This window comes from Chitinophaga sp. 01L420 (assembly GCF_056399985.1).
The window spans coordinates 352,825-366,454 of the sequence record NZ_JBFTSK010000013.1 but is presented as its reverse complement, the minus strand read 5'-3'; the positions used below and the strand labels follow the sequence as shown (position 1 = coordinate 366,454).

The window sequence follows — 13,630 nt, the reverse complement described above, 5'->3', positions numbered from 1 at the left end:
GCCCAGGAAAGAAGGGCTGGACAGGATTATTTCCCTGTTACACATCTTAAAAACATTATCAGAAACACGTGACTGCTATTACCTGGCCAGCACTGGTTATTCACATGCTTATAATGTAAAGGATAACCATAAGATTGATGAAGTTTTCAAATATGTAATGAATAACTTCTCCAAGGAAATATCCCTGCAGGATGTGGCCAGTATTACTAATCTGTCACCACAATCTTTTTGTCGCTTCTTTAAGAACCGCACTAAAAAATCCTTTGTACAGTTTTTGAATGAAGTGCGCATAGGCCATGCCTGTAAGCGCTTGACGGAAGAAGACTGGTCCATCGCTGAAATCGCTTATTCCTGCGGGTTTAAGAATCTCTCCAATTTCAATCGTTTCTTCAAGGAAATAGTAGGTAAAACACCAAAAGAATATAAAAATGAACTGCGTCTGAAGGAAGCATGATAAAAATATAATTATTTTATTATTTGGTTATTTAGTTATTTTAAAAAGTAAGTAACCAAATATGAAAATATCAAAATTTTCTTCTTACATTCATTTCCAGTAATTATCAACCAAAACGCTTAATTACTACTGTAATTCGATGTACAGCAGTTTTTCCGATAACCAGTTAGTATCGCTGCTTAAAAGCGATGATTGCGCTGCCTTCAATGCCATCTACGACCGCTATAGTAAGCCATTGTATTTATTTATACACAGCAAACTGGATGCGGCAGAGATCAGCAAAGATGTACTGCAGGAGCTCTTCATTTCCTTATGGGAAAAGCGCCAATCTTTGATTCTGAAAGAATCATTGAAGGCCTATCTGTACCAGGTAGCCCGTCACAAAATCATAGACATTTACCGTAAAAACGCCACTTACCGCAAATACCTGCAGCAGCTGATCGAGCATTTCGATGCACAGCCTCATTCAATTACGGAAACAGTGGATAATAAAGCCAGAACACAGGAACTGTTTGAAGCGATCAATCATTTGCCTGAGCGCATGAAAGAAATCTTTATGCTCAGCCGCTTTGAGAACCTGACTGTAGAACAGATATCCACGCATTTAGGCCTGTCTCAACAAACAGTTAAAAACCAGATTACCAAAGCATTAAAGATATTAAGGGCCAACTACGCCAGAACAGACCTTATCATCATTTTGCTACTCGTTTATTTCACTATATAGTCATCGGCTTTATGCCGGTACCAGTGCAAAAACGATTAACCAGGAAAAAAAAGCGAGGTACAATGGTACCTTTTCCACGTTATTACGACTTAAGAACGCATAAAACGCCAACAAGGTGGACACAGAACAGATAAAAATATTGCTGGAGCGATATAATCAGGGGAGTTGCTCACCGGAGGAAGCGGCTATTGTAGATCAATGGTTTGAGAATATCAATCGTCATCAGTCCACCTACATAGAAGAAAAAGAGCTTGACCGGGAACTTGATCAGATAAAAGGGCAATTGAACCTGCACATTACGCCTGCTATACCGGTACGCCGGATGAATGTCCGCTATTGGTATGCAGCGGCGGCAGCGGTATTGCTTGCAGCCAGCCTTTTCTGGTTTAACCAGTCATCAAAAGTACATCAGCCGGGCCCCGGCCCAATATCGGCACCAATGGCTGTTAACCATGCTAACCGGGTGATCAGAAATGGGTTCGTTGAAATCGCTACCATCAAAGGACATAAAGAAAGTATTACGCTGGAAGACGGTAGTACCATGGAACTCAATGCCGGTAGCAAGGTGCGCTATCCCGAACATTTCAGCGATAGCAGCCGGACCATTTTCCTGGAAGAAGGTGAAGCCTTCTTTAGCGTAGCCGCCGATCCGCGCAGACGCTTCGTGGTGAATGCCGGCGAACTGGCTACCACCGCATTAGGTACTTCTTTCAATATCAGGGCCTATGCCAGCGAGCATAAAGTAATTGTAGCCCTGGTAAGTGGTAAAGTAAAAGTTGACCAATTAAATAACAGCACAGCTAAAACAAGCTCACTGATCCTGCTTCCCAGCGAACAGATCAGCTATGACCGGGTTTCACTCAGTCTCATAAAAACCACTTTCAATAAACCAGAAGAAATTACCGGTTGGAAACAAGGCTACCTGGTATTTAAAGATGCTCCTTATAATGAGGTAGTAACAGGAATAGAAAATCGTTATGGTGTTACCGTTATGAATGAAAGCAACAAAAAAGAATGGAATTACAACGGATCTTTCAAAAATGAGAACCTGAAAGAAGTAATGGACATCATCAGCCTGGCTAAATCACTTTCCTATACCATTAAAAACGACACCGTTTATCTGCAAAACAAAAACTAGTCCATATGAGGGTAAGGCCATGCCCCGTGAAATGGTTTGTATCCATGGGGTTGATGCTGACACTATTGTTGGCGGGGAGCTTGAACACTACGACTAGCGCTATCACGCAAACACCCGACCCGCCACCGACTGTTGTCACCATCCAGGTAAAAAATAAAAACCTGGAAGATGTAATGACCGAAATTTCGGTAAAAACAGGGCTAAACTTTCACTACGACAAGACTGATCTTAACCTGAAGAAAAAGATCACCTTAAACTGCAACAAAACACCCATCGATGAGGTGCTCGCGTTAATGTCAACTCAGTCAGGATTAAAGTTTACCCGAATCAATAACAAAATCATTGTAGGCGCAGCAAGTGACACCGGACCCTCACCCACTGTAGATCTGCTAAATCATGTATCACTCGAAAGGGACATCAAAGGAATAGTACGCGACAATAAAGGCACGCCGCTCCCGGGAGTAACCATACAGATTAAACACACTAATAAAGGGACCCAAACAAACGCCGATGCTGGTTTTACATTAAAAGCCAGCACCGGCGATATGCTTGTGTTTAGTAGCGTAGGTTTTTTAAACCGCGAAGTACTGGTAGGTACAGAAGATGAAATCAATGTACGTATGCAGGAAAACGTGAAAGCACTGAACGAGTTGGTTGTAACTGCGCTTGGACTGCAGAAAAAAGCCAAAGAGCTTCCTTACGCTACACAACAACTGGATGGAGATGATCTGCAACTGGTGAAAGATGCCAATGTGATTAACTGCTTGAACGGGAAAACAGCCGGCGCCACTATTACCCGCAGTGCTTCCGGTATTGGCGGATCTGTAAGGGTAGTTTTGCGTGGCAACAAATCTACCCGGGAAAATCAGCCACTCTATATTGTAGATGGAGTACCTTACGCTAATTACACGCCTTCCCAACCAACAGATGTGTGGGGGCAATCACACAATATCACAGGCGCCGGAGGCCGGGATGGCGGAGACGGTATTTCCAATATCAATCCTGATGATATTGAAAGCATCAGCATCCTGAAAGGCGCTTCCGCAGCTGCACTGTATGGCAGTCAGGCCGCGAATGGCGTGATCCTCATTACTACCAAAAAAGGTAAACCCGGCAAAAGTAAAATTGATGTTTCCTCTGATTACACCAGGGAAACACCTTCTCTCCTACCTTCTTTACAATACCGTTACGGACAAACAGATCCTCCCGGGATCGACCGGGTAGGTAAGCCGCAACCCGGCTCCCTCGGTAGTTGGGGCAAGCCCATACAGGCTCCTGACCATGTAAAAAATTTCTATAATAACGGATCCACCTGGACCAACACCATCGCCTTCAGTGGCGGCACCGAAACAGCACAAAGTTATTTTTCCTACGCCAACACCACCAATAAAGGCATATTGCCTACCAATAAATTCAACAGACATACTGTCAACCTGCGCGAAACATTAAAGCTGCTGAATGAAAAACTGGTAATGGACGCCAACGTTTCTTTTACTGCACAAAATACAGAGAACCGGTTGTCGTCCGGATTATACTACAGTCCTATTTCCGGTTTGTATACTTTTCCACGGGGACAGGATTTTAGTTCTTATAAAAACAACTTCGAATATTACGATGCCAGCCGTAGCCTGTATATGCAGAACTGGTGGGATATCCGGAATGATAAAGGATGGATAGGGCAGGATGATCAGCAAAACCCGATGTGGGCATTGCTGCGTAACCTGCGACTGGACACCCGATACCGGGGATTGGCCACTTTGTCGCTTACCTGGCAGCTCAACGACTGGTTAGCCGTGAAAGGACGCGCCAACTTCGACAAATCACTGGATCAGTATGAGCTGGAAGCGTATGCCGGCACACAGATCGTGCTGGCTGGCTCCAATGGACGCTATACACTGGAAAGAGAATTCAATACACAACTCTACGGAGATCTGATGGTGAATGCCAGCAAGAAAATAAATAAGTGGTTGAACCTCGCAGGCAATATTGGCGCAAGTATTACAGATACCAAAGCACATGAACGTACTTTCAATGGCTCCAACCCCAATGCTGATCCCGGTTTGATTTATCCGAATAAATTTTCCGTATCCAATATTACGAGCAATTCTATGGATGCGCAGCACAGTATAGATCAGAAGCAGCTGCAGGCCCTGTTTGCCAATGTGCAGGCGGGATTTAAAAATTTCCTCTTCCTGGATCTCACCGGCCGAAACGACTGGTCCAGCACCTTTGCTTTCACGTCTACAATGGATAAAGGATATTTTTATTATTCTGCCGGCCTCTCTGCTGTGTGGAGCGATATGTTTAAAATGCCGGCGCCCATAGATTTTCTGCGCTCAAGGATTTCCTATGCGCGTGTAGGCAACGACATTGCCGCTTATTCTTCCCGGCCGGCGCAGTTTTCTTTGCAAACTATTGCCGGTGTTAGCCGGGTAATGCTTAATCAACGGATCCTCTATCCGGGTCTTTCCCTGGAACCGGAAGATAACCGTGCCTTTGAGATAGGACTGGAAACGCATCTGTTCAAAAACAGGATTACGGCAGATATTACTTTCTACAAAAATAATAACTACAAACAGTACATGGAAGTGCCGGCTCCGCTGGGTATCAAGTATAACACCTACTATCTGAACATGGGTAATATACAGAACCAGGGACTGGAAGCAACACTCACGTTAATGCCTATACGCAATAAAGATTTTTCCTGGACCAGCACCATTAATTTTGCGACTAATAAAAATAAGATCGTATCGCTTACCAATTCCCGGATCATTGGAGCAGACACCAGCAGCATGTTTGTGCTGACAGATTTCGGTGTGAATATGTTCGGCTCCTTTATCATGGAAGGCGGGTCGTGGGGAGATATTTACTCTAACAAAGAACTGGTGCAGAATGAAAAGGGGGCTTATATGCTGGACGCTGCAGGCAAATTACAAACACGTAATGCATTTAAAAAAGTAGGGAATCCCAATCCGGATTTTACGCTGGGATGGAATAACAGCATAGACTATAAAAATTTAAATCTGAGCTTTCTGATAGATGGCCGTTTTGGCGGAAAAGTAATGAGTGTAACCCAGGCGGTATTAGATTGGTATGGCGTAAGTGAAACAAGCGCCCTGGCACGGGATAACGGAGGGGTAAGCATTAAGGCGGTAAACAAAGACGGAAGTCCTTATACCGGAAAAATTGACGCGCAAACTTATTACACTACCATTGGCAGCAGGGCAGGTATCGGGGAAATGTATATGTACAGTGCCACCAATATCCGTTTACGGGAATTGAGCCTGAGCTATCGCATTCCTTTAAAGTGGAAATGGATCCGCAATATGCGCATGGGGATCATTGGCCGGAACCTGTTCTTTTTTGAATTACATGCACCATTTGATCCGGAAGTATCTATGGGCACCGGCAATGGTTTGCAGGGCGTAGATGTATTCGGATTACCGCCTGTGCGCAGCATGGGCATCAACCTGAGATTAGGAATTTAAAAATACTCACAAATGAAAAACTGGAAAATCACCACATTATTCGCCCTATTGGCTGTTTTGCTGGCAAGTGCCTGTACGAAGAAGTTTGCTGAGATTAACAAAAATCCCTACGATTTTGATGAGGATGAACTAAAAGCCGACTTCCGGCTGATGGGGGAACCTTTATCACAGGCGCAGTTAAACCTGCTCATTTACAACGACCCTCCTACTGCACAACTGCAACAGAATCTGAATGCAGACGTATTTTCCGGTTACATGATGGCCCCTACTCCATTTGAAGGGAATGTTAACAACACCAATTACGGGTTACTGTATTACTGGAACAACAACCCCTGGGTAGTTACCTACGACCGGGTGATGAAGACCTGCGACTTTGCGCAGATGAAATCCAAGGATACCTTCACTGATTTTTATGCCTGGGCGCAGATCATCAAAGTAGAAGCCATGCATCGCCTCAGTGATATTTACGGACCAATTATTTATACCCATTATGGTGAAACCAACGGAGAAATGGGGATAGAATATGACTCCCAGCAAGAAGCCTACTATGCATTTTTCAAAGATTTAGCACAGGGTATAGACACACTCACTGCTTATATTAAAAGAGGAGCACCACAACGCATTCAGGCATTTGACCTCGTATATAAAGGCGATTATACCCAGTGGGTAAAATTTGCCAACACCCTGCGTTTGCGGCTGGCCATACGTATTTCAGGTGTAGACCCTAAAAAGGCCAAAGAAGAAGGGGAAGCTGCGCTCAGTCATCCTTTGGGCTTACTGCAATCTGCTCCGGAGGATAATTTTGCAGTGAATATTTCGCCGGTCACACACCCGTTGAATATTATGTGTTACACCTGGGCAGATTTGCGGATGAGCGCACCCATGGAATCCATTCTCACTGGTTACAAAGATCCGCGGTTATCCCATTATTTTGTCCCTACCGATGATGGTATTAATGTATATCATGGTATCCGTAATGGTATTAAAATTTCTGCAAAAGAAGAATACAGTGGGTTTTCTCCGCTTGTCAGATTTGAAAGTAAAATACAATTCATGACAACGGCCGAAGCATACTTCCTGAAGGCGGAGGCAGCATTGTATGGCTGGAAGGGCGCGGGTACGGCCGCAGCGAACTATGCAGCCGGTATTACGGCTTCTTTCAAACAGTACAATATCAGTAACGTTAACGACTATATGAATAATAATGTGGACAAGCCCAAACCCTATATTGATCCACAAAATGCAGATAACAATGTACCAGCCGGCGACAGACATTTAAGCACCATCACCATTAAATGGGACGAGGGTGACAATGTACAAACAAAGCTGGAACGCATCATCACCCAGAAATGGATTGCCATGTTTCCGGAAGGACAGGAAGCCTGGAGCGAATTTCGCCGCACCGGCTATCCTAAATTATTTCCGGTAGTGATCAATAATAGTAATGGTACTATCTCTTCAGAAAAATTTATCCGCCGCTTACCCATGCCACAACGGGAGTTGAACACGAATCCTCAGGCAGTAGCCCGTGCAGTACGCACATTAAAAGGTGCAGACAATGGCGGAACGCCGCTCTGGTGGGACCTTCGTTAAGAATTAAAAAAAAGTTAAGAATTTTTTAAAACCCGATAGTACTATTTATACGTACACACGACTCCTTTCCTGTAGCGCAACATTTCAGCGCTCATTAGCTATGCTGCCTGTAAAAATAGGACGTTATAAAAACAACATTTCATGTAAGGAAAACACATAACAATATACTGCTGCGACTCAACCCGGATTACACATTGCCATGAGCAATGAGGCTTTGCACGCCCCTATGGACAGGTAGCCAACAGTAAAACAAGTATAATATCAGGACCCGAAGGATGGTGCGCGCCATGCTAACGGCTCCGTATTTTCTAACAAATGCACGCTATTAAAAATGGTCAGTTTAATTCAACAATACAAATCCCATTTATTAACCAAAAAAAAGGCAAGTATGAAAAAAAACCTACGCCTTATGAAAGTGTGTGCTATGACCGGTCTGGCGCTCACTTCCATATTAGCAGACAGTGCATATGTGAAGGCAGCCGGCAATCCCTGGTCGCCCACATCTTCATTCCGTAGCGCTTATCAGGAAAAAGAAATCGGCGGCACCGTAAAGGATGCCAAAGGAACTTTACTTCCTGGTGTTTCCGTACAAATAAAAGGAACCACCAAAGGTACTCAAACAAATAACCAGGGTGCCTATCACCTTGCCGCAAAATCAGGTGATGTATTGGTATTCACCTCTATCGGATTTGAACCTACCGAAGTAACAGTAGGTAGCAGCCAATCTGTGAATGTAAGACTCAATGACAACGTTAAAGGATTAAATGAACTGGTAGTAACCGCACTCGGTGTAAAGAAAGCGGCCAAATCACTCACTTACTCTACACAGCGCATCGGCAACGAAGAAATCAGCACGATTAAAGATGCGAACGTAATGAACTCTCTCAATGGTAAAGCTCCTGGTATCAATATCAGCAAGAGCAGTTCCGGCGTAGGTGGTTCCGTAAAAGTAACCCTCCGTGGTAGCAAATCCGCACAGGGTTCCAACCAACCGTTGTATGTAATAGATGGTATTCCAATGACCAACTATACCACACAACAACCTAACAGTACCTGGGGTGGTGATGGTAACATTACCTACTCTCCTGGTCGTGATGGTGGTGATGGTATCTCCAACCTGAACCCGGATGATATCGAAAGTATCTCTGTATTAAAAGGTGCTTCCGCATCCGCGTTATATGGTAGCCAGGCCGCCAATGGTGTTATCCTCATTACCACTAAAAAAGGTAAAGCAGGTAATTCCAAAGTAGAATTCTCCAGCGGTATCACCCTGGATAAAGTTGCTTATACTCCGAAATTGCAGAATTCATATGGTCCTACTGAACCAGGATCTACACAGAGCTGGGGTAAAGAAATCAGCAATGCACACGATAATATCGGTGATTTCTACCGCACAGGTAATACCTGGATCAACTCCATCAATTTCTCCGGTGGTACAGAAAAAGCACAAACTTTCATCTCCTATGCCAATACTACTGCACAGGGTGTAATGCCAGGCAATGACCTGAAACGTAATAACTTTACTTTCAGAGAAACCGGTAAATTCCTGAATGATAAATTGACGCTGGATGGTAATGTGAATATCGTCACACAATCTTTGGACAACGGCCCTGTAAACGGTTTATACTTTAACCCGCTGACTGGTTTGTACCTGTTCCCAAGAGGTGTAGATATGTCGCCTTATAAAACAAACTATACCAAATTTGATAAAGACCGTCAGATCGATCTGCAAAACTGGCCTTTTGATGAGGATTTGCAGCAAAATCCATATTGGATCGTTAACAGAAATGGCAGCGAAGCTAAACGTAACAGAACATTGGCCAGCCTCTCCGGCAAGTATGATGTTGCTGATTGGTTATATGTACAGGCACGTGGTAATATAGACCGTACCACTGATAACTATGATGGAAAAATTTACGCAGGTACACAGGGTGTATTATCAGGTCCTAATGGCCGTTACATCACCAGCGAACTCACTACTACACAGATGTATGGTGACTTCATCGTAAACCTGAATAAATCTTTCGGTCAGTTTAAATTAAATGCGCTCTTAGGTACCAGTATCAGTGATGTCCGTACCAAAGGTACACTCGGCGATTCTTTCAACGGTGATCTGTATGTAGCCAATTTCTTTGCATTGCAGAACATGACACCAGGTAGTTTAATTCTCACCGCACCAGAAAATCACGAACAATTACAGGCGGTATTTGGTAACGTGAACCTGTCATTTAAAGACCTCGTATTCCTGGACTTCTCCGGTCGTAACGACTGGTCTTCCAAACTGGCATTCACACCAAACGGATCTTATTTCTATCCTTCTGTAGGTGCTTCATTAATGGTACATCAGTTGCTGAACTTACCAGAACCAGTAAGCTATGGTAAAGTACGCGTGTCTTTTGCAGATGTAGGTAACTCGGTTCCAGTGTATGTAACTAACCCAAGAAACAGGTTAGGTGCGGTAGGCGGAACATTTGTATTCAACAACCAGGCGCCTTTCACTGACCTGAAACCAGAAAGAACAAAATCATTTGAATTAGGTACAGAATGGCGTTTCCTCCAGAACAGATTAAGCTTTGATTTCACTTACTATAAAACCAATACCAAAAATCAATACTTCCAGATTGCCGTACCACCAGGAACCGGTTACAGCTTCCGCTTCATCAATGCAGGAGATATCCAGAACTCAGGTGTGGAAGTAATCTTAGGTTACAATGTGATTAAATCCAAAAATTTCAACTGGAATACCACTATCAACTACTCTCAGAATAAAAACAAAGTGATAGAACTGGCGCCAAACATTGATCAGTTTGTACTCACTCCTCCCAACTCAAACAACTATGCATTAATCCTGTCGAAAGGTAGTTCTTATGGTGACATCTATGGTAAAACACTGGTGCGTGATGATCAGGGGCGTGTACAGATCGGTGCTGATGGCAAACCAGTGGTTACTTCCGACAACGTGCTGATAGGTAACCCTACTCCTAAATGGCAGGGTGGATGGAGCAACAACCTTAGCTACAAAAACTTCAGCCTGAACTTCCTGGTAGATGGCAAATTTGGTGGTAAAGTAATGTCACTGACACAAGCGCTGCTGGATAAATACGGTGTATCTGCTGAAACCGGCGATGCGCGTAAAAATGGTGGTGTAACCATCAATGGTATCAATACAGAAACTAAAAAAGAAGTAAACAAAATTGATGCCGCCACCTGGTATGGTGTAATAGGCGGACGTGATGGTGTTACCGGCGAGTACATGTATGATGGTACTGTTGTAAGATTACGTGAAGCATCACTTGCTTACACGATCCCATCCAGTGCACTTGGACATGGCTTCGTGAAAAGCATCCGTATGACCCTGATTGGCAGAAACCTCTGGTACATTACCAAAAAGGCGCCATATGATCCTGAAATCACCATGTCTACCGGCAACGGTCTTTCTGGTGTAGACATTTTCAGTATGCCTGCTAACCGTAGTTATGGCTTTAGCCTGAATGTTGGATTTTAATGATGTTCACCTTTAAATCAAAGCAGATGAAAAAGATCAGATTCAAACTATACAAACCATTAACTGCTATCGCGCTTGCGGCAGGCATACTGGCCATGAGTGCCTGTACAAAAAAATTCGAGGAATATAATACCGATAAAACCGGATTAGGTGAAGACGACCTGAAAGCAGATTTTAACTTCATCGGTGGATTCTTTCCGCAGATTCAGTCTTCTATCTATTTCAATTTCGGCAATACCACAGCTGACTATCAGCTGCAACAAAATCTGAATGCGGATGCTTACTCCGGTTACCTGACCCCTCCTCATGATTTCCAGGGAAACCAGAGTAATATATCTTATAAGATGATTGATGGCTGGAATAACTCCACTTTCAACCTGGCTTATAATAACGTAATGGCGCCTATTAATGAAATCAAACGCAGAGGAGCACAAACCATTGCACCTGATTTCTGGGCAATAGCGCTGATCCTGAAAGTAGAAGCCATGCACCGGGTAACGGATGTTTACGGCCCTATTCCATACAGCAGTTATGGTAGTGGTGGTACTACTTCCTCCTATGATGCACAATCCGTGATATACGATCGTTTCTTTAAAGAGCTGGACACCGCTAATACTACACTGAAAGCTTTCGTAGCTGCACATCCTGGCTTAACGCCGTTCGGCAAGTTTGATATGGTGTATGCCGGTGATTACAAGCAATGGATTAAGTTTGCCAACTCCTTACGTTTACGTTTGGCGCTGCGCATTGTAAAAGTGGATGCTGCCCGTGCACAGGCGGAAGGTGAAAAAGCACTGGACCCTGCTAACGGAGGCGTAATGGAAATCAACAAAGACAACGTGCAGGTTTCTGGCTTTGGTCTGAGACATCCACTGTTTACCATTGTTACCTCCTGGACAGATTGTTCCATGAGTGCATCTATGGAATCGTTCCTCGTTGGTTATAAAGATCCGCGTCTTCCAAAATACTTTGACCACTCTGTTAGCTATCCTAACACGTATAAAGGTATCCGTATTGGTAGTACTATTACTGCAAAACCTGGTTACACTGGTTATTCCGTTCCTGCCGTCAGAGAAACTAAAACTTTCCGTAACAACACACCTATACAGCTGATGGTATCTGCAGAAGTATTTTTCCTCCGTGCAGAAGCGGCTTTAAGAGGCTGGAAAAACACTGGTGGAACACCACAGCAACTATATGAAAAAGGAGTAGGTATTTCACTGGCACAGTGGGATGCAGATGCTGCCAGCATTTCCAACTACCTGAATGATAATACCAGCAAACCTATTGCTTACGTAGATCCGCAGTTTGCCGTTAACAATGCTCCAGCTACTACCGATGTTACCATCAAGTGGGATGACGCAGCAGCTTTCGATAAGAAGCTGGAACGTATTATCACACAGAAATGGATCTCCGTGTTCCCAGAAGGACAGGAAGCATGGTCTGAATTCCGCAGAACCGGATATCCTAAATTATTCACCGTGGTAAACAACTACAGTAATGGCCTGGTGAGTACCACCATCCAGATCAGAAGATTACCATTCCCGAATACAGAGTATACTTCCAACAAAGCGGAAGTGGATAAAGCAGTGACATTGCTCGGGGGGCTTGACAATGCCGGTACCCGTCTCTGGTGGGATAAACCATGATATTATTCAACTTTTTATTTTGAATCGCGTGCATAAAAAAGGCCGGTCCTGTTGAGGACCGGCATTATATAAAACCTCGCGGTTCTTTACATATTTCGCTTAGCATTCAATCAACATAGGTCACATTCAAATAATAGCCGTTGGTATTCCTGCTGACGGACTTTTTTTAGAGAACAAATATTTAATTTTTCATAGGAATTGGACAAAGTAAAAGGCCGGTCTTGTTAAAGACCGGCTTTCCTGTTTAAAGTTTTTACTGAAAAAACTCGTGAAAGAACAGCAGCTGGTACTTGATGGCATTACTCCAGTAAGCCCAGTTATGTTCCCCTGGACGCTCCGTATAGTCGTGATCGATACCCACCAACAATAATTTTTTATGCAGATCCCGGTTTACATCAATAAAAAAGTCCTTCACTCCGCAGTCGATGATCAGCGATAAAGTACCGGGCTTCAGACTTTCTACCTGTTTAATAACCATATAGTCGGTCCAGTTAGCGCCGTCTGTTCCCGCAGGGCCCAGGCGTTTTGCCAGGTCCCAGTTTTTCGGGAAGGGGCGAAGATCCACCCCACCACTCATACTACCTGCCGCCCCAAATACATCCGAATGGCGGATAGCGAGGAATAAGGCCCCGTGTCCACCCATACTCAGACCGGCAATAGCCCGGTGAGCAGGTTCGGGCAATGTCTGGTAATGTTGATCTATATAAGCAGGAATTTCTTTAGACACATAGGTTTCGAAGCGCATGGTGCTGTCTACCGGGCTATCGAAATACCAGCTGGAGACCGCTCCATCGGGGCATACGATCATACACTGATAAGCGTCGGCCAGTTCTTTTACTATGGGCACATTTTTTACCCAGTTGGCATAATTGCCGCCGGCGCCATGCAGGAGATATACCACGGGATAGCGCTGCGTACCGTTTTTATAAGACGATGGAGTTATGACTACACATTTGTAGGCACGGTGCATTTTATCGCTGCGGATACTTACAGTGTCTACATCCGCCGCCCTGGCGGTTTGCACCAGGCATATCAATAGTAAAAGACTGGCTAGTCTGTTCATAACTTAGGCTTTTAAA

The 13,630-nt window shown here is 44.1% G+C and carries 8 protein-coding genes; 7 read left to right on the top strand and 1 reads right to left on the bottom strand.

The annotated features are described in order from the left end of the window. The 7 genes from AC1DP6_RS15760 to AC1DP6_RS15730 all read left to right on the top strand — a co-directional run. Positions 1–454: helix-turn-helix domain-containing protein (locus tag AC1DP6_RS15760; protein WP_477055674.1), on the top strand; the 454-nt coding region annotated here is incomplete at its 5' end. A 139-nt stretch (positions 455–593) separates the two neighbouring features. Further along, entirely contained in the window at positions 594–1,178 is a 585-nt protein-coding gene (locus tag AC1DP6_RS15755) for an RNA polymerase sigma factor (RefSeq protein ID WP_477055673.1), read from the top strand. A 115-nt stretch (positions 1,179–1,293) separates the two neighbouring features. Then, positions 1,294–2,316: a FecR family protein gene (locus AC1DP6_RS15750; protein ID WP_477055672.1), complete on the top strand. Its 1,023-nt coding sequence runs from the start codon at positions 1,294–1,296 to the stop codon at positions 2,314–2,316. Positions 2,317–2,321: 5 nt separating this feature from the next. Further along, a complete protein-coding gene (locus AC1DP6_RS15745) occupies positions 2,322–5,804 on the top strand; it encodes a SusC/RagA family TonB-linked outer membrane protein (protein WP_477055671.1) in 3,483 nt (1,160 codons plus the stop codon). 12 nt (positions 5,805–5,816) lie between these two features. Continuing rightward, complete coding sequence (locus AC1DP6_RS15740; protein ID WP_477055670.1) at positions 5,817–7,397, top strand: SusD/RagB family nutrient-binding outer membrane lipoprotein; 1,581 nt, start codon at positions 5,817–5,819, stop codon at positions 7,395–7,397. A 388-nt stretch (positions 7,398–7,785) separates the two neighbouring features. Beyond that, positions 7,786–10,902 carry a SusC/RagA family TonB-linked outer membrane protein gene (locus AC1DP6_RS15735; RefSeq protein WP_477055669.1) on the top strand — a complete coding sequence of 1,039 codons (3,117 nt, stop codon included), beginning with the start codon at positions 7,786–7,788 and terminating at the stop codon, positions 10,900–10,902. 26 nt (positions 10,903–10,928) lie between these two features. After that, entirely contained in the window at positions 10,929–12,551 is a 1,623-nt protein-coding gene (locus AC1DP6_RS15730; protein WP_477055668.1) for a RagB/SusD family nutrient uptake outer membrane protein, read from the top strand. A gap of 253 nt (positions 12,552–12,804) precedes the next feature. On the opposite strand, the gene AC1DP6_RS15725 is transcribed toward AC1DP6_RS15730, so the two are convergent. After that, entirely contained in the window at positions 12,805–13,614 is an 810-nt protein-coding gene (locus AC1DP6_RS15725; protein ID WP_477055667.1) for an alpha/beta hydrolase, read from the bottom strand. Between the last annotated feature and the right edge of the window lie 16 nt (positions 13,615–13,630).